This is a genomic window from Nocardioides sp. Z38_18 (assembly GCF_058215695.1).
The window spans coordinates 64450-82447 of sequence record NZ_JBZAJE010000001.1 but is presented as its reverse complement, the minus strand read 5'-3'; the positions used below and the strand labels follow the sequence as shown (position 1 = coordinate 82447).

Sequence of the window (17998 nt, the reverse complement as noted above, 5' to 3'; positions counted from 1 at the left end):
TCAGCCGTGCACGCGGGCGACCCACAGGGAGGGGTCGAGGATCTCCGCCTTGCTGGGCAGGTTGGCCGGCTCGGCCCAGACCGCGTTGAAGCCCTCCAGGCCGACCTTGTCGACCGCGGCCCGGACGAAGACCGCGCCGTCGCGGTACTGCGCCATCTTCTGGTCCAGGCCCAGCAGCCGGCGCAGCAGCCGGTCGAGGCCGCCGGCGCCCTTGCGGCGCTGGGTGAACTTGCGGCGGATCTCGGCGACGCTCGGGATGATCTCGGGCCCGACCCCGTCCATCACGACGTCGGCATGTCCCTCGAGCAGGCTCATCACGCCGGTGACCCGCTCGATCACCGCCTTCTGCTCGGGGCTGGAGAACAGGTCGAGCAGGCTGCCCTCTGACTTGCCGCTGACCACGTCGCCGACGCGGCGTACGGCGTCACCGACCAGGGCGGCCGGGTCGGTCGGTACGGCGTCGATGATGCTGCTCATCTCCGAGCGGAGGTGGTCGGTCATCCACGGCACGGCGGTGAACTGCACCCGGTGGGTCTCCTCGTGCAGGCACACCCACAACCGGAAGTCGTGGGGATCGGCGGCGATCTCCCGCTCGGTGTGCACGATGTTCGGCGCGACCAGCAGCATCCGGCCCTGCTCGCCGGGCACGTCGTGGAAGGGGTCGAACTGGCCGAGCACCTTCGAGCCCAGGAAGCCCAGCATCGCGCCGAGCTCGACACCGGTGACCCGGGAGCCGATCGCCTCGGTCAGCGCCGAGGGCGGGCCCTTCTTGCCCTGGAGCTTCTCGATGAGCGGAGCCACGATCGCGGCGAAGCTGTCGGCGTTGGCCTGGACCCAGCCCGGCCGGTCGACGACGAGCACCGGGGCGGTGCGCGCCTCGGCTACCAGGCCGGTGTACTCGCGGACCAGCGGCGTCGAGCGGGCGGCACCCGCACGGAGCTCCTCGACGGCCTCGACCGCCTCGGCGCGGGAGACCTGCGGCCCCTCGCCCACGAGGCGGGACCCGACCTTCACGGCGAGGTCCCAGTCGATCATCCCCGGCCGTCCCGACTGGCTCGCTGCGCTCATGACGACGACCCTACGCCGCAGGTGCACGCCCCCAGGGCGGCCGCGATCTTGTCGATCAGCACCTGCGCCTCGAGGTTCTTCAGCGGCCCGACCCGGTCAGCGACCACCACGAAGGCCATCCGGCCGCCGTCCGCGCCGTCGGCCACCCCTGCCAGCCCGTGCACCCCGGTCAGCGTCCCGGTCTTGGCCCGCACCCGGCCCCGCGCCTCGTCGGGCCCCTGGTCGAAGCGATAGGCCAGCGACCCGGTGAACCCGGCCACCGGCAGGCCGGTGAAGACCTGGCGCAGGTCGGGGTGGCCGGGCTCCTCGACCACCCGGAGGAGGCCGGCCAGGGTCTGCGGGCTGAGCCGGTTCTCTCGGGAGAGCCCGCTGCCGTCGTAGAGCCGGTCCCCGTCGGTGGGTACGCCGAGCCGGCGCACCACGTCCAGCACGGCCGCGGCGCCCGCCTCGAACGAGCCCTCCTGGCGCTCGGCCAGGCCCACGTGGCGGGCCAGGACCTCGGCGGCCTGGTTGTCGCTGACCGCGAGCGTGCGCTCGACGATCTCGCCGAGCGGCGCGCTGGAGGCCGAGGCCACCTCGACCGCGCCCTCGGGGGCAGTGGCGCGGACCGTCCGCGGACCGACCTGTACCCCCGCGCGGCTCAGCGCGTCCCGGAACACCCGGGCCGCCCCGGCGGCAGGGTCGTCGAGGTACCCGGCTCCCTCGGGAGATGCGCCCTGGTCGACCCACAGCGCGCTGATCGGCGGCACCACCGACTCGGGGACGTAGCTCGCCGGCCAGTGCGGGTTGATCGCGGGACCGGAGAAGTAGGAGTCGTCGAAGGCCAGCCGGACCCGGGTCACCTTCATCGCGCGCAGCTTCTGGGCGGCCTGCTGCGCCAGCGTGGCGATGTCGGCCCGTTCGGGGTAGCTGCCCTGTGCCTTGCCCCGGGAGCTGGCCAGGAAGGGGTCCCCGCCGCCGACCAGCACCAGCTGCTGGGTGTCGGGCACCCACCGGACCGTCGTACGGAAGCGCGCCATCGGCCCGAGCGCCTCCAGCGCCGCCGCCGAGGTGACCACCTTGGTGGTCGAGGCGGGCGTGAGCACCGCAGGCCCCTGCTGGAAGACCGGCTTGCCCGTGCCCAGATCGGTGACGAGCACCCCGAAGCTGGGACCGAGCACGCGCTTGCGAAGCAGCGGGCGCACGGCGGCGGTCACGCGCGCCGGGTCGATCGCCCGGGAGGGGCCGGCCGCGGCGACCGGGGGGACCACCCCCGTGGAGGGCAGGCGCAGGCCCTCCGGTGGCTGCACGGCAGAGGGGTCCGTGGCCGGGTCGGCCGGTCCCCAGCCGAACCAGCGCTCCCCGAGGTCGAAGCGGTAGCTGGCGAACGCGCTTGCGAGCAGGACCAGGACCAGGATCTCGGCGGAGAATCCACGAAGAGAGTGGCGTACGTCACCCAAGGTGCCCCGAGCCCCCTTTGATGTGCCGTTCGAGGTCAATGTGCGCGAGACTAGCCCCTGGCACGCTCATGCTCGGGCGTGCGGTGGCCGTGTGGAAGGAAGTTCCGTGGAGTTCGACGTGCTGGTGGAGATCCCCAAGGGTGAACGCAACAAGTACGAGGTGGACCATCTGTCCGGCCGCCTCCGCCTGGACCGCACGCTGTTCACCTCGACGGCCTACCCGGCCGACTACGGCTTCATCGAGGAGACCCTGGGCCAGGACGGCGACCCGCTGGACGCCCTGGTGATCCTGCAGCAGCCCACGTTCCCCGGCTGCCTGATCCGCTGCCGCGCGATCGGCATGTTCCGGATGACCGACGAGGCCGGCGGCGACGACAAGGTGCTGTGCGTCCCCGCGCAGGACCCGCGCCTGGAGCACCTGCGCGACATCAACCATGTCTCGAAGTTCGACCGCCTCGAGATCCAGCACTTCTTCGAGGTCTACAAGGACCTCGAGCCCGGCAAGTCCGTCGAGGGCGCCAACTGGGTCGGCCGCGCCGAGGCCGAGGCCGAGGTGAACGCGTCCTTCCAGCGCGCGAAGGATCACGCCGACGAGGTCGAGGTCAAGAGCGACGGCAGCCCCGAGACCGGGCGTACGCCGGACAACTGAGCCGAGTGGGCCAGCTCTGCTACTCCGGGCTGCCCGGCTCCTCGAGCATCTCGGCCCGCAGCATCTCCGGCGGGATGCCGAAGGCGTCCACCAGGTCGGCCGCCAGCGGCCGCAGCTGGCGGCACAGCGACGAGACCTCGCGGCTGATCGCCTTGGAGCGGGCGCTGGAGAGCCTCCCGTGCTCCATCCAGAACGCCCGGTCGGCCTCGATGGTGGACAACGCGTAGAGGTCGCACAGGATGTTCAGGGCGACCTTGTTGTCGCCCTCGCCCAGCGCCGCGGTCTTCTCCACGAAGGCCTCCAGCACGAGCCGCTCGACGTGGGCCCTGCCCGCCGCGATCACGTGGTCCTGGACCTGGCTGAACACCTGGACGGTGTCCATCCCGTTGTCCATCCCGCGCTTGAGCCGGCGGGCCGCCCCGGCGAGGATGTGCTCCTCGCGCCAGCGGAACATCGCGAGCTGGTACTCCGGGTCCAGCAGCCCTGCCTCCTGGTCCCAGTGGTCGTCGTTCCCGCCCGGCAGGACGTCCCTGAGCCGCTCGAGCAGCTTGTGGGCGCTGGTGCGCTCCACGACGGTCTCGACCGCGAGGCCGGCCACGAAGCGGACCATCCCGAGCTGGTCGAGGTCACCGAAGGACGAGGAGTAGTCGGTGAGCAGGCCCTTGGCGACGAGCTGGAGCAGGATGTGGTTGTCGCCCTCGAAGGTGGTGAACACGTCGGTGTCCGCGCGCAGGGCGCCGAGCCGGTTGGCCATCAGGTAGCCGGCTCCCCCGCAGGCCTCGCGGCACTCCTGGATCGTCCTGCTCGCGTGCCAGGTGCCGATCGCCTTGGTCCCGGCCGCGCGCGACTCCAGGGCCCGGCGCTGCCGGTCGGGGGCCTCGGTGGTGGAGAGCACGTTGTGCAGCTCGTGCACCAGCACCTCCTGGGCGAAGTGCAGGGCGTAGGTCTTGGCCAGGAGCGGCATCAGCCGGCGCTGGTGCATGCCGTAGTCGAGGAGCAGCTCCTCCTCGTCGCTGTCGGGCGCACCGAACTGGCGGCGCTTGTTGGCGTACTTCACCGCCACCGCCAGGGCCACCTTGCTGGCGCTGATCCCGGCCCCGCCCACACACACCCGGCCCTGGATCAGGGTGCCGAGCATGGTGAAGAACCGCCGGTCCACGTTGTCGATCTCGGAGAGGTAGCGCCCGTCCTCGGTGACCTCGGCGTACCTGTTCAGCATGCTCGTGCGGGGCACCCGGACGCCGTCGAACCACAGCCGGCCGTTGTCGACGCCGTTGAGCCCGATCTTCTCGCCGTCGTCCTCGATGCGGACGCCCTCGGCCGGGCGGCCCAGCTCGTCGCGGATGGGGACCACGAACGCGTGCACGCCCTCGGAGCTGCCGTCGATCTCGAGCTGGGCGAAGACCACCGCCATCGAGGCGTGGGCCGCCGCGTTGCCGATGTAGTCCTTGCGCGAGGCGGCGTCGGGCGTGGTGATCACGAACTCGCGGGTCTCGGGCTCGTAGACGGCGCGGGTGCCCAGCGCCTGTACGTTGGACCCGTGCCCGGTCTCGGTCATCGCGAAGCAGCCGAGCAGGTCGCCGCTGACGAGGTCGGCGATGTAGGCGTCGTGGTGGTTCTTCGAGCCCAGCTGGAGGATCGCGCCGCCGAAGAGGCCGAACTGCACCCCGACCTTGACCAGGACCGAGAGGTCACCGAAGGCCATCGTCTCGAAGCCGGCGACCGAGGCGCCGATGTCGCCGCCACCGCCGTACTCGGTGGGGAAGCCGAGGCCGGTCGCACCGGTCTTCGCCATCATCCGGACCAGCTCGAGGACGCGCTCGCGGAACTCGGCGGTCGGCAGCTCGATGGCCTCGTCGAGCACGTGGGCGTTCTCGGCCAGGTTCCTGCGCGTCATCTCCCGGACGTCGGCGTACTTGCCGTCGAGCAGGGCGGTGAGGGCGGGTACGTCGATTTCGGGCTGCGCGTGATCGGCCATGGCCGAACTCTGCCGCATTCCGCGCGAGCCCGTCACCCGGTGCCCGAAAGTGGGCAGCCGAGGGGTCAGGGACGGGCCACGAAGTCCGGGTACCAGTTGTAGATCGAGTTGTAGCGGACGTTGAGGCCCGTGCGCGGCGCCTCGATGAACTGCCCGCCGCCGAGGTAGATCGCCACGTGGTGGATGCCGCTGGGGCTGCCGTTCTTGGTCCAGAACAGGAGGTCGCCCGGCCGGGCGTCGCTCATCGAGACCCGGGTGCTCTGGGCGAACTGCGCGACCGAGTAGTGCGGCAGCGCGACACCGCCCCGGGCCCAGGCCTGCATGGTGAGGCCGGAGCAGTCGAACCTGCTCGGGCCGGAGGCCGCCCACAGGTAGGGCTTGCCGATCTGGGCCTTCGCGTAGGCGATGGCGCGCTTGACCGCGATCGCCTTGTTGGGGGCCGGGTTGATCATCGGCGGCGGTGCTGCCGACGGCAGCGGCACGCCGATCTGCCCCGACCCGGAGCCGGCCCGCCCCTTCGTCCGCACCTTGCCCGGCTTAGCGGCATGCGCGAGCTTCTTGGCCTTCTTGGCCTCCTTCTGGAGGGCGGCCTGCTCGGCGGCCTCCTGGGCCATCGCGGCCGCCGCGGCCTTCTGGCGCGCGATCCGCTCCAGCGCCGTGTGCCGGGCCCTGGCCATCGCGATCGAGATGTTCTCGGCCTTCGCCAGCGCCTCGATCAGCTGCTGCCTCTGGCCGGCGATCTGGTTGGCCGCGGCACCGGCGGCACTGGCGGCCTGCCCGGCGGCGACGGCGAGGCCCTTGGCCTCCGCGGCGAGCTCCTGCTGGTGCTTGTGCGCCTTGGCCGCGTCGGCGGCGTACTTCTTCGCCTCGGCGGAGGCCACCCTGAAGGCGTCGTAGCGCGCCTCCATCGAGTCGCCGGCGCTGGAGACCACGGCGTAGCGGTTCATCAGCCCGCGGGGGCCGTCGTCGCCCATCATCGCCGTGGCGGTGTTCAGCTCGGTGCCGTTCTGGTAGCTGTCGGTGACCAGCGTGACGATCCCGGCGCGTTGCCGCTCCACGCTCGACGCGGCCTCCGCGGCAGCGGTGCGTGCACGCTGGCTCGCCTTGCGCGCCTCACCGAGGCGCCACATCGCCCCGTTGTAGTTCTCCGCGGCCACGGACGCCTCCAGCGAGGCGGTCTCCATCCGCGCGGTGGCAGCAGCGAGCGCCGCCTCGAGCTCGACCACGGTCCGTCGCTTCCGCTCCACGTCGGCACGCGCCCGGTCGACCTGCGACTGGCTCGGCACCGAGGTGGCCGGGCCGGGCGGGGTGGGCTTCGGCTTCGCGCTCGCCACCCCGGTCGTGGCCAGGGTCAGCGGCAGGGTGAGAGCGACCGCCGTCGCGGCCACCAGGGCCGTACGTAGAGCCGGGTGAACAGCGGGGCGCACCGAGAAGTCCCTTCGTCGTGGGTCTCGCGCCGCTTCTCACGGCCCAGACAAAACCGACGTTAGGCTGCTTCTGTCCCTCGCGGAACACGTTTCACATAATTACAGTGATGTAATACGCGTGTCGTCTTGACAACACACCCGCACAACCCGGCAGAAACCTCTCAGGTGTTCGTGGTCGGGGCAGCCTGCCCGGTGGATTCCTCGTAGTCGATCGGCACCATGCTGGTCGTGGTCGTCGGATGCGAGTGCCGCCCGTGCTCGTCGAACTTCTGGCCCGACGCGATTCCGCCGAGGTAGAAGGACATGAACGCGATCACCGCACCGGCGATGTCGTCGGCGATGTAGTGCCAGCCGAAGTAGGTCGTGGAGATCACGGTGATGCCCATGTAGGACCACAGGACGATCTTGATGATCCGGTTGCGCAGGGTGTATTGCGCGACGAGCGCCATCAGCAAGGTGACGGCGACGTGCAGCGAGGCGAAGCCCGCGACCGACTGCACGCCGCTGGTGAACGGGTCGTAGCGCACGTTCTGCCGACCGTAGTAGAGCGCGTCCTGCAACGCGGTCACGCCGGTGGTGGCGAGGTCGCCGTACAGCCAGGGGAAGGCGAAGTTCGGGCCCAGGGTCGGGATCATGTAGTAGCTCGCCGTGCCCAGGGTCCAGCAGATGCACTGCGAGGTGACGTACCAGTAGCCGAAGCTGATGTTGCGCGACCACACCACCCAGATGGTCACCATGACCGGGACCAGGGGCAGGAAGATCAGGTAGAAGAACGACAGGATGTGCGCCGAGAACGTGGTCCCGAGCACGTTGTGCAGCAGGGTCGCGGGGTCGCTGCCGAACGTCAGCCACTGGTCCAGCCGGTGCAGCTCGTAGTCACCCTGCCTGGTCCGGTCCCCGCGGATGAACGGCAGGAAGTTCTTCAGGTTCCGGTAGCTGACGTAGGTCACGTAGAAGCAGACGACCCCGAGCACCACCAGGGTGATCCGCTCCCGTGTCCAGTGCTCGCGGATCAGCACCCGCGCCTCGCCCCGGAACTGGCGCACCCGGCCCCGGGTCCGCCACAGCGTGCGAGGCACGATGTCGACGACGAAGGCCCCCAGGCACAGCAACGGCAGCCGGGTCCACGCCGGGCCGAGGAAGCCGTCCGGGTCGCGCAGCGGGATGTCGAGCGACAGGCTCGTGATCAGGGCCAGAGAGCCCATGACGACCGCAATCGCCACCATTGGTGCATACGCTCGCCGCTTCACAAGGCGACATTCTAGGGTCCCTGAGGCGTCCAGGGCACCGCGGCGATCCGCGACGTGTCCACCGCCACGTGCACCTCCGCACCGACCCGTACGTCGGTCCCGGGATCGGCCACGGCAGGCACGGAGCCGACTCCCTCGACGTCGAGCTGCACCCGGATCTGGTCCGGGGTCACCCGGGCCTCCTGCACGCGCGCGGCGAGCGGGCCTGCAGGGTCCACCCGCAGCGCCGACCGGCGCAGGGCGACCGAGCCCCACGTGGCGCCGGGCACGGCGAGCTCGCGCAGCCGCCGGGCCCGCTCCCCGGTGAGCACCGTGGGGTAGCCCAGGAACTGCGCGGTCCAGGCGTCGGCGGGACTGCTCCACACCTCGTCCAGGGTGCCGCTCTGCACGATGCGACCGTCACGCATCACCGCCATCCGGTCGGCGACGGCGAAGGCCTCCTCCTGGTCGTGGGTCACCAGCATCGCCGTGACCCCCGCGGCACGGAGGATGTCGTGCAGGTCGCCGGCCAGCCGCTCCCGCAGGCCCCGGTCCAGCGCGCTGAGCGGCTCGTCGAGCAGGAGCAGCCGGGGGCTCACCGCCAGGGCCCGGGCCAGCGCGACCCGCTGGCGCTCCCCGCCGGACAGGGTGCGGGGGGAGCGCTCGGCGTACCCCTCCAGGCCGACCAGGGCCAGCAGCTCGGCGACCCGGGTGCGCTGCTCGGACCGGCTGCGGCGCCCCGGTGAGCCGCGCAGCCGCATCGGGTAGGCGATGTTGCCCGCGACGTCGAGGTGCTCGAAGAGCTGGCCGTCCTGGAACATCAGCGCGAACCCGCGCCGGTGGGTCGGCACCCCGGCGAGGTCGACCCCGGCGTAGGCCGTGGTCCCCGCGGACGGGACCTCGAGGCCCGCCACCGTCCGCAGCAGCGTGGACTTGCCGCACCCCGACGGACCGAGCACGGCGACCACGGAGCCGGCGGGCACGTCGAGGTCCACCTCCTCCACCGCGACCGTGGCCCCGAAGCGCACCGTGAGGTCCCGGACCACCAGCCCGGTCGAGCCCCCACCGGTGGTCGAGCTTGTCGAGACCATCAGAACGCCCCCAGGGATCCCACGCGCAGCCGCTGCACGGCCATCATGATCGCCGCAGCGGTGGCGGCGAGCACCACCGAGGCGGCCATCGCCATCCCGAAGTTCTCCGCCCCCGGGTGACCGATCAGGCGGTAGATCACCACCGGGAGCGTCGGCTGGTCGTCACGCGCCAGGAAACTGGTGGCCCCGAACTCGCCGAGCGAGACCGCGAACGCGAACCCGCCGGCGGCCAGCAGCGCGCGCCAGGCGAGCGGCAGGTCCACGGTGAGTACGACGCGCAGCGGCCCGGCCCCCAGTGAGGACGCCGCCTGCCGCTGGCGGTCGTCGATGGAGCGCAGCACCGGCCCCACCGTGCGCACGACGAGCGGCAGCGCCACCATCGCCTGGGCGATCGGGATCAGCAACGAGGAGCTGCGCAGGTCGATCGGCGGCCGGTCCAGGGTGATCAGGAACCCGAACCCCACGGTCACCGCCGAGACCCCCAGCGGCAGCATGAACAGCCCGTCCAGGAGGCCGGCCAGCCGGCCGCCCGCGGGCCGGGAGACCAGGTAGGCCACCACCGACCCCAGGGACAGCGCCATCACGCTCGCGACCAGGGCGATGCCCAGGGAGTTCAGCAGCCCGTCGGTCGCCGGCACCAGCAGCGCGTTGCCGTCCCCGGTGGTCCCCAGCGCCCGGTAGTTCTGCAGCCCCCAGCTGTCTCCCCGGCGCAGCGAGGCGGTGACCAGCGAGGCGAGCGGAGCGGTGAGGAACACCAGCACGACCGTGGTCCAGGCGAGCACCGGGAGGTGCCGTGCCCGCGGACGCGGCACCGGGCGCGAGGTGCGGTCGACCGGAGCGGCCGAGCGGCGTACCCGGGCGGAGACAGCGAGCAGCGAGGTGATCACCAGGAGCTGGAGCACGGAGAGGGCCGCGGCCCCGGTGAGGTCGAGCTCCTGGGTGGTGAGCAGGTAGATCTCGGTCTCCACGTTGGCGTAGCGCAGTCCGCCCATCGTCAGCACCACGCCGAACGCGGTGGCACAGAACAGGAACACCACGCTCGCGGCGGACACCACCCCCGGGAGCAGGGCCGGCAGCGTGACCGTGCGGAACACCTGCGCCGGGCTCGCGCCCAGCCCCGCGGCGGCCTCCTCGCGACGAGGGTCGATCGCCTCCCAGAACGCGCCGACCGTGCGGACCACGACGCTGATGTTGAAGAACACCAGGGCCGCCACGATCGCGGTCGCGGTGCCGTCCAGGCCGAGTGCCCCCAGCGGGCCCGTGGGCGCGATCAGCTGGCGGAACGCGACCCCGACCACCACGGTCGGCAGCACGAACGGCACCAGCACGATGGCGCGCAGCAGGTCACGGCCGGGGAAGCGGAGGCGGTGCAGGGCGAACGCGACCGGCACGCCCGCCACCAGCGCCAGCGCGGTGGCGCTCGCGGCCGACCAGAGCGTGAACCAGAGCACCCGGTGCACCCGCGGCCGACCGAGGACCTCGAGGACCGCACCGGGGTCGAAGGCACCCTCGGGCCAGAACCCCCGCGCGAGCATCCCGCCGACCGGGTAGAGGAAGAACAGCGCCAGCGCGCCCAGCGGGACCGCGGCCAGCGCCACGGTCCCCCACCGAGCCCGACGTGCCGGCCGAGCCCGCCCCGGTGGCCGAGCCCTCCCCGGTGGTCGAGCCCAGTCGAGACCCGGTGTCACCGGCTGGTGAGGTCTCGCCACTCACGCAGCCACTCGGTGCGGTTCGCCGCGATCTCGTCGGCGTCCACCGACAGCGGCCGCGGCGCGGACGGGGCGTGCTTCGCCCAGGACGCGGGCAGCTCCACGGTGGTGTCCACCGGGTAGACGTACATGTTGTCGGGGAGCGCGGCCTGGAACTCCTGCCCGAGCATGAAGTCGATGAACTGCTCCATCCCCTCGGGGTTCTCGGCCCCCTTCAGCACCCCGGCGTACTCCACCTGGCGGAAGCAGGTGTCGAGCAGGGCGTGCGTGGTGGGCGTCGTCCCGCCCTCGGGGATGGTGAACGGCGGCGAGGAGGAGTACGACGTCACCAGCGGCCGGTCCCCCTTGCCCCCGCCGGCGGTGAAGTCCACCTCGTAGGCGTCGGACCAGCCAGAGGTCACCTTGGCGCCGTTGGCCATCAGCTTCTCCCAGTAGTCCTTCCAGCCCTCGCCCTTCGCGGCGACGGTGGCGAGCAGGAAGGCGAGGCCGGGTGAGGACGTGGTCGCGCCCGGCGTGACGAACAGTCCCCGGTAGGCGGGGTCGGTGAGGTCGTCGAGGCGGGTGGGCGCGGGCAGCTTCTTCTCCGCGAACCAGGCGTCGTCGACGTTCACGCACACGTCGCTGTAGTCGACCGGGGTGAGCTTGTCGGCGCCCGAGCCCTTCAGCCGGAACTGCGTCGCCGAATCCGGCAGGTCCTTCGCGGCGTACGGCGCCAGTACGTCCTCCTCGACGGCGCGCGAGGCGAAGGTGTTGTCGATGCCGTAGACCCCGTCGGCGAGCGGGGAGTCCTTGGTCAGCACCAGCTTGTTGGTGAGCTGGCCGGCGTCGCCCTGGGGCTGCACCTTGACGGTGATGCCGGTCTTCTCCTCGAAGGCCGACAGCACCTCCTTCGGCATCGCCCAGGAGTCGTGGGTGACCACCACGAGCGTCTTCTGGGCCTGGGAGTCGCCCTCCCCCGACGTACCGCTGGAACCACAGCCGGTCAGCACCACGAGTGCTGCCACACAGGCCAGGAATTGCTTGCGCATGGATCTCCTTCGACTTCCTTCGCCGGTACTAACCGGAGCAGGTTCAAGGGTCTGCGACTCATCGCACTCTCAGCGCCCCCGATGTGATCCCGGGCGCTCCCCTGTCGGACACCGGCACCGTACCCGATGCCGGGCCAAGTGATCACTCGCGGGGTCGGTCGGATAAAGTCCCGCCGACCTCACATCGGTTAATAGCCGGATTTTTCACCCCAAGTCGACCGCCGGCGGTGCGCTGCCGGAGGCGAAGAGCACACAGGAGCACCATGAGCGGCACCGATCCCCACGGCACCGACCCCCGGGGCAGCGAGCCACACGGCAACCAGCCGAATGGGGCCACCCCCCACGGCGGTCACGACGCCCCCGGTACCTCGCCCCAGCAGGGCCAGTACCCGCCGGCGAACCAGTACCCGCCCGCAGGCGGCCAGTTCCCGCCCCCGGCCGGCGCCTACCCGCCGCCGTCGGGCCAGCAGCCGGCCAACCCCTACGCGCCGACCCCGCAGGGCCCCGGCCCCAACGCCTACGGCCAGCCGCCCGCCGGCCCCCCGTCCGGAGGGTCCGGCAACAAGGCGCTGTGGATCATCCTGGCCGCGGTCGCCGGGTTCGTGGTGCTGGCCATGATCGCCGTGGTGGCCCTGGTCGTGGCCAGCGGCGGTGACGACGAGGACGCCAAGGCCAAGACCAGCTCCCAGCCGCAGGTGGTGAAGGCCTACCTGGACGCGGTCGCCAAGGGCGACGCCAAGCAGGCGCTCGCGCTGGCCGCGGTGGAGCCGCTCGAGAAGACCTTCCTCACCGACGAGATGCTCGCCGAGTCCGCGAAGCTGGCGAAGATCACCGAGATCCGGGTCGGCGAGGTGGCCAACGAGTACACCTCCCAGGTCCCCGCCACGTTCAAGATCGGCGACCGCACCGTGAGCCAGAACTTCTCGGTGACCAAGTCCGGGGACGCGTGGAAGATGCGCACCGCGGGCAGCGAGCTGGACTTCACCTCGATGCGCAAGAACACCCTGCCGCTGCTGATCAACGGCAAGCTGCTCGAGGTCGACAAGGTCACCATGTTCCCGGGCACCTACTCGCTCAGCACCGGTACCGAGCACATCAGCTACGGCCCGACCGGCCAGTTCACCGTGCAGGGCACGATGGACTTCCTGCGCAGCAGCGAGATGACCCCGGAGCTCACCGCGACCGGCGCCCAGGCCTACCTGCAGGCCGTCAAGGCCTCGACGCGTGCCTGCCTTTCGAAGAAGGAGCTGGCTCCGGCCAACTGCCCCAACCAGGCGGGCGGCAGCCAGACCTACAAGATCGAGAAGGCCAGCATCAAGTGGGGCCAGCGCGGCGGTACCGACCCGTTCGCGAACCTCAAGCCGCGACTGGACTACCAGAACCCCAACATCGCGACGTCGCGCCCCAACCTCCAGCTGGAGATCAAGGCCGACTGCAACTCCTCGTCGGGCAAGTGCACCCTGAACACCTACAACTCCTTCGAGGCCACGGTCGACATGACCAAGGACCCGCTGGCAGTCACCTGGGTCGACTGACCCGCACGACCGCACCTCACGCCGTGACCGGCGCGTGCCTCACTCGGATCGGGTGGGGGGCGCGCCGGTCACTGCGTTGAAGCGCACGGTCGCGCCGTCGGTGCGGCCGATCCGGCCCTGCAGGGCCAGCAACTCCAGGTGGGCCAGGGTCTCGAAGGCCGCGAGCACCCCGTCGAAGGGGCCGAGCTCGTCGCGGTTGCGCTCGTGGCGGGTCCACGGCAGCAGGCCGGCCACCTCCCACGCCGTGGCGGCGCCGGACTCCACGGCGGCGAGCGACTGGGCCAGACGTACGTCGTGGTGCGCCACCAGCTCGTCGATCCGGGCGTGCGAGGACGCGGTCACCGGCCCGTGCGCGGGCAGCAGCACCATGTCGGGCATCGCGCGCACCTTGGCCAGCGAGGCCAGGTAGTCGCGCAGCGGCTGCTGGACGTAGGCCGGCTCGAAGCCGATCGAGGGCGTGATCGTGGACAGGACGTGGTCCCCCGCGAAGAGCAGCGACGCCTCGGCGTCGGCGAACACGTAGTGGCCCTGGGTGTGTCCCGGGGTGGAGACGGCGTCCAGCCGGCGCGCGCCGAGGTCGATGACCAGGTCGCGGTCGAGCCACTCGTCGGGCATCCCGTAGACGTCCATCGAGGGTGGCCGCGAGGGCATCATCGCCCGCCAGCCCTCGGCGAGCTCCTCGGCGCCGGCAGACCGGAGGCGGTCCAGGTTGGGGTCCTCGTTGAGGGCGTCGCTGTGCATCAGGTCCATCGTGGCCTTGTCGCCGAGGCCCAGCGAGACGTGCGCCCCCACCTCGCGCCCGACCACCGACGCCTGCGTGTAGTGGTCACGGTGCATGTGCGTGACCAGGAACCGGCGGATGTCGCGGGTGGTGTAGCCGAGCAGCTTGAGGCCGGCGTCGAAGGCCTTGCGGGACTCGGGGATCGCCCAGCCGCCGTCGATGAGGACCAGGCCGTCGTCGGTCTCGAGGACGTAGACGTTGACCGCGCGCAGGCCGTCCATCGGCAGCGGGAGCGGCAGCCGGTGCACTCCGGGGGCCACCTCGAAGGCCCCCGGCTCGGCCCACTCACCGCGTCCGGTGCTGTCGCTGGCTGAGCTGGGTCCCGGTTGCGTCGAGGTCACCGCGGCGACGCTACCAACCCGCGTCCGGTGATCATGGGCAGGTCCTTGGCGAAGACCAGTCCGGGGGGCGCGGCGCACACCGCGTGCACGGCGTTGACCAGCCGCATGGCGGTGACGATCATTCCGGAGACGTTGTGGTCGCCGTCCTCGCCGTGGTGGGTGAAGTCGATCCGCATCACCGGCTCGCCCTCCACCTCGACCCGGTAGCAGCCGCCGCCCTCGGGCGGTTGCGGCCACCCGGGCATCTGGTCGACGTGGGTGCGGGTGACGTGGTCGAGGATCACCCGCGGCACGCCGCCGGCCTTCCCGACGACCTGGAAGCGGACCGCACCCATGGTGCCCTCCGCGATGTCCACGCTCGCGGTGTGCAGGTCCCGGTCGGCGGGGACGCGCTCCACGATCTCCTCGAGCTCGGGATCGAGGTCGAGCTCGAGGCCCGCTGCGATCTGGCGCACGACCGGGCCCCAGGCGGTGGTCAGGATGCCGGGCTGCCAGAGCATCGCGACGTCGTCCATCGGCGCACCGAAGCCGTAGATGTCGCGCATCACCACCGGCTGGTAGTACGTCGAGTAGTCCGCGATCTCCGAGACCCGGACGAGGTCGATCCGCTGGGACAGCGAGGTCAGCGCGAGCGGGAGCACGTCGTTGGCCCACCCGGGGTCGATCCCGTTCACGTGCAGGCTGGCACCGGTGCGCTCCCCGGCCTCGTCGATCGCGTCGACGAGGTTGTCGAGGCCGAGCCCGCGGGGGTAGCAGAACAGCACCGGCCCGCTGGAGACCACGTTGATCCCGCGCTCGACCATCTCGGTGAGGTCCGCGATCGCCTCGAAGATCCGGTCGTCGGTCATCGCGGTGTGCACGATGCAGTCCGGCTCGAGGGCGTAGAGCGCCTCCTTGTCGTTGGTCGCCACGATCCCGAGGTCGCGCCCCAGGCCGGCGAGCCGTCCGGCGTCCTGGCCCTCCTTGTCCTTGCTGGAGACCCATACGCCCACGAGCTCGAGGTCCGGCCGCGCCTCGATGCCGGCGATGGCGTGCCGCCCGACCGTGCCGGTCGACCACGCGACCACTCGCTTCACCGCTGCACCCGGATCGCTCATCTCGCCTCTCCTGCCTCGAGGTCCGGCAGCCGGAGGTCGAGGTTGGGCTGCTGGAGCCCCCCGTCGAGCTCCAGGACCTTCCCGGTCAGGAACGCCCCTGCCGGGCTGCTCAGGTAGACCACCGCCGAGGCGATGTCCTCGGGCTCGCCCACCCGGCCCAGCGGGGTCTTGCTGGTCATCTCGTGCATGGTGGCCGCGTCGCTCGCGACGAACTCGAGCGCGCTGGTCATCACGCTGCCCACGGCGATCGCGTTGACCCGGATGGTCGGGCTCAGGTCCTGGGCGGCCAGCCGCGTGTAGTGCGCCAGCGCGGCCTTCGCGGTGCCGTAGGCGAGGTAGCCGCGCCCGGCGACCCGACCGACCACGCTGGAGATGTTCACGATCGAGCCGCCGTCGCCCTGCAGCATCACCGGCACCGCGGCGCGGGTGAGCGCGTGCGCTGTGGAGACGTTGAAGTGGAACGCCTCCTCGAGGTACGCCGGGTCGGTGTCCAGCAGCGCGTTCGGGATGGTTCCCCCGACGTTGTTCACCACGATGTCGAGGCGGCCGAGCTCCTCGTGGGCCCGCTGCGCCAGGGCGGCCACGGCGTCGAGGTCCATCAGGTCGGCCGGTACGACGTACGCCCGCCGGCCTGCCGCCTCGATCCCCTTCGCGACCACGTCGAGCTGGTCGGCGCTGCGGGCGCTGATCACCACGTCGGCCCCCGCCTGCGCGAGCGCCAGCGCGCTCGCGGCACCGATGCCGCGGCCGGCCCCCGTGACGACCGCGACCTTTCCATCCACCTTGAACCGGTCCAGGATCATCAGCGGAATGTAACAGGTTCTAGTTCTGCGGGGGCGGGCCCGAGGAACGGACCGCCGGGCTGCCTCAGTGGCGTTCGGCCCCGGGGTCGTCCAGCACCTCGCGCCAGGAGTGCAACGGGTCGAAGCCGAGGAGGTCGCGCGCCTTGTCGACGGCGTAGAACGTCTCGTCCCGGCCCATCTCGCGGCGCACCTCCACCCCGTCGTAGAACCGCTCGCGGACCTCCTGCGTCGTGGCGGCCACCGACATGTCGGCGTTGGCGACGTTGAAGACCTGGTAGCCCAGGCCGTCGGTCTCCAGGCACCGCTCGACCATCTGGCCGAGGTCGCGCGCGTCGATGTAGGCGAACACGTTGCGCCGGCGCAGGGCCGGGTCGGTGAGGAAGGGCGGGAACATCTCGGCGTACTCGTCCGGCTCGATCACGTTGTTGATCCTCAGGCCGTAGACATCCACCCCGGTGCGGGCCTGGAAGGAGCGGGCGGTGACCTCGTTGGCGACCTTGGACATCGCGTAGGAGTCCTCCGGGACCGTCGGGTGCTCCTCGTCGACCGGCACGTAGAGCGGCCGACGCTCACCCCGGGCGAAGCAGATCCCGTAGGTGGTCTCCGAGGAGGCGAACACGATCTTGCGCACTCCCAGACGGGTGGCCGCCTCGAGCACGTTGTAGGTGCTGAGGACGTTGGTGGCGTACGTCGCGGCGTCGGGCCGGAGCAGGATCGCGGGCACCGCGGCGAAGTGCACCACGGCGTCGTAGCCGGGCTGCTCGGGAAGGTCGAGCTCGGCCTGGGTCGCGAGACCGGCCAGCGCGGAGTACACCTGGCCGGCGTCGGTGAGGTCGACCGTCAGGTCGGAGACCGCCGGGTGCCGCAGCGGGACGAGGTCCGCGTTGGTGACCTGGTGCCCCTGCTCGGCGAGATGGGGGGCGACGTGTCGTCCGGCCTTGCCGCTGCCGCCGGTGAAGAAGATGCGCATGGCGACGTCGTACCCGCCAGCGTGCGGAGCAGTCCTCGGACCGGACGACCGGCCCGGCGGCAACCCTCAGGCGAGCTCGCCGAGGGGCTGGTCCACCGCGAGGGGCACCTGGAGCAGGAAGGTCGCGCCGTGGCCGGGCCTGGAGTCGACACTGATGCTGCCGCCGTGGCTCTCCACGATCTGCTTGGTGATGAACAGGCCCAGGCCCTGCCCCGGCAGGTGGCTGGTGTGCGGCTCGCGGTGGAAGACCTCGAAGATGCGCTCCCGTCCCCTGCTGCTCACGCCGGGGCCCTGGTCGCTCACGGCGATCTTCGCGTCACGGACCCCTCGGTCCAGGGCCACCGACACCCGTGACCCAGGGGGCGAGAACTTGATCGCGTTGCCGATCAGGTTGGTCAGCGCGCGCTCGAGCTTGACCTCGTCCGCGTCCACCCAGCACCCGTGGCGATCGGGCTGCTCCGCGAGCATGAGGAGCTTCATGTTCTTCGCCGCGGCCAGTACCCGGTTGCGCTCCACCACCGAGGAGACCAGCTCGACGAGGTTCACGTGGCGCAGGTCCAGAGCCTCTTCGTCGTCGACGGCGTGACCGTTGCTCAGGTCGGAGATCATCGCGCTCATCGCGATCGCCGAGCGGTGCATCTGCTCCAGCCTGCGGCGGTCGAACGGGTCGAGCGTCTCGCTCTCCAGCAGCATCTCGCTGAGCCCGAGGATGACCTGCGCGGGGCTGGCGAGGTCGTGCACCGTCATGGCGCTGAGCCGCCGCTGGGAAGCAAGCTCCCCGTTGATCCGACCGAGCTCGCGGACGAGGAGCTCGTGGCCCCGCTGCTCAGGCATCGGGCCGACCCTGCGGTCG

At 71.3% G+C, this 17998-nt stretch carries 15 protein-coding genes and 1 riboswitch; of the genes, 2 read left to right on the top strand and 13 right to left on the bottom strand.

Annotated features, from left to right (window positions below; all coding sequences use genetic code 11):
• Both AC4BGC_RS00380 and dacB read right to left on the bottom strand, forming a co-directional pair.
• Complete coding sequence (locus tag AC4BGC_RS00380) at positions 1-1068, bottom strand: zinc-dependent metalloprotease (protein WP_490546720.1); 1068 nt, start codon at positions 1066-1068, stop codon at positions 1-3.
• Positions 1065-2507, bottom strand: a complete 1443-nt coding sequence (gene dacB / locus AC4BGC_RS00375; protein WP_490553898.1) for a D-alanyl-D-alanine carboxypeptidase/D-alanyl-D-alanine endopeptidase — start codon at positions 2505-2507, stop codon at positions 1065-1067. Before dacB ends, AC4BGC_RS00380 begins: the two co-directional genes overlap by 4 nt.
• 106 nt (positions 2508-2613) lie before the next feature.
• On the opposite strand from dacB, the gene AC4BGC_RS00370 reads away from it, so the two are divergent.
• Positions 2614-3156, top strand: a complete 543-nt coding sequence (locus tag AC4BGC_RS00370) for an inorganic diphosphatase (RefSeq protein ID WP_490553897.1) — start codon at positions 2614-2616, stop codon at positions 3154-3156.
• 19 nt (positions 3157-3175) lie between these two features.
• On the opposite strand, the gene AC4BGC_RS00365 is transcribed toward AC4BGC_RS00370, so the two are convergent.
• The 6 genes from AC4BGC_RS00365 to AC4BGC_RS00340 all read right to left on the bottom strand — a co-directional run bounded on the left by AC4BGC_RS00365 (position 3176) and on the right by AC4BGC_RS00340 (position 11618).
• On the bottom strand, positions 3176-5134 hold the full coding sequence (locus AC4BGC_RS00365; protein WP_490553896.1) for an acyl-CoA dehydrogenase family protein: 1959 nt from the start codon (positions 5132-5134) through the stop codon (positions 3176-3178).
• Between the two features lie 65 nt (positions 5135-5199).
• Positions 5200-6561 carry a C40 family peptidase gene (locus AC4BGC_RS00360; RefSeq protein WP_490553895.1) on the bottom strand — a complete coding sequence of 454 codons (1362 nt, stop codon included), beginning with the start codon at positions 6559-6561 and terminating at the stop codon, positions 5200-5202.
• 161 nt (positions 6562-6722) lie between these two features.
• A complete protein-coding gene (locus tag AC4BGC_RS00355; RefSeq protein ID WP_490546725.1) occupies positions 6723-7766 on the bottom strand; it encodes a phosphatase PAP2 family protein in 1044 nt (347 codons plus the stop codon).
• Between the two features lie 56 nt (positions 7767-7822).
• A complete protein-coding gene (locus tag AC4BGC_RS00350; protein ID WP_490553894.1) occupies positions 7823-8881 on the bottom strand; it encodes an ABC transporter ATP-binding protein in 1059 nt (352 codons plus the stop codon).
• The gene (locus AC4BGC_RS00345; RefSeq protein ID WP_490553893.1) at positions 8881-10479 is read right to left on the bottom strand and encodes an ABC transporter permease; all 1599 of its coding nucleotides are present in this window, start codon (positions 10477-10479) and stop codon (positions 8881-8883) included. Before AC4BGC_RS00345 ends, AC4BGC_RS00350 begins: the two co-directional genes overlap by 1 nt.
• A gap of 86 nt (positions 10480-10565) precedes the next feature.
• Positions 10566-11618 carry a thiamine ABC transporter substrate-binding protein gene (locus tag AC4BGC_RS00340; RefSeq protein ID WP_490553892.1) on the bottom strand — a complete coding sequence of 351 codons (1053 nt, stop codon included), beginning with the start codon at positions 11616-11618 and terminating at the stop codon, positions 10566-10568.
• Positions 11616-11731: riboswitch (TPP riboswitch) on the bottom strand. (Overlaps the previous gene by 3 nt.)
• Before the next feature lie 150 nt (positions 11732-11881).
• On the opposite strand from AC4BGC_RS00340, the gene AC4BGC_RS00335 reads away from it, so the two are divergent.
• Positions 11882-13153, top strand: coding sequence for a resistance to Congo red protein (locus AC4BGC_RS00335; RefSeq protein WP_490553891.1), 1272 nt, complete (start codon positions 11882-11884; stop codon positions 13151-13153).
• A 39-nt stretch (positions 13154-13192) separates the two neighbouring features.
• Here AC4BGC_RS00335 and AC4BGC_RS00330 read toward each other — a convergent pair whose 3' ends face one another.
• The 5 genes from AC4BGC_RS00330 to AC4BGC_RS00310 all read right to left on the bottom strand — a co-directional run bounded on the left by AC4BGC_RS00330 (position 13193) and on the right by AC4BGC_RS00310 (position 17979).
• The gene (locus AC4BGC_RS00330) at positions 13193-14275 is read right to left on the bottom strand and encodes an MBL fold metallo-hydrolase (RefSeq protein ID WP_490553890.1); all 1083 of its coding nucleotides are present in this window, start codon (positions 14273-14275) and stop codon (positions 13193-13195) included.
• A complete protein-coding gene (locus AC4BGC_RS00325) occupies positions 14272-15372 on the bottom strand; it encodes an NAD(P)H-dependent amine dehydrogenase family protein (protein WP_490553889.1) in 1101 nt (366 codons plus the stop codon). The genes AC4BGC_RS00330 and AC4BGC_RS00325 overlap by 4 nt, the downstream gene beginning before the upstream one ends.
• Positions 15369-16175 carry an SDR family oxidoreductase gene (locus AC4BGC_RS00320; RefSeq protein ID WP_490553888.1) on the bottom strand — a complete coding sequence of 269 codons (807 nt, stop codon included), beginning with the start codon at positions 16173-16175 and terminating at the stop codon, positions 15369-15371. Before AC4BGC_RS00320 ends, AC4BGC_RS00325 begins: the two co-directional genes overlap by 4 nt.
• 64 nt (positions 16176-16239) lie before the next feature.
• Positions 16240-17145 (bottom strand): NAD-dependent epimerase/dehydratase family protein, encoded by a 906-nt coding sequence (locus AC4BGC_RS00315; RefSeq protein ID WP_490553887.1) that lies wholly within the window; start codon positions 17143-17145, stop codon positions 16240-16242.
• Positions 17146-17211: 66 nt separating this feature from the next.
• Entirely contained in the window at positions 17212-17979 is a 768-nt protein-coding gene (locus AC4BGC_RS00310; protein ID WP_490553886.1) for a sensor histidine kinase, read from the bottom strand.
• Positions 17980-17998 lie beyond the last annotated feature (19 nt).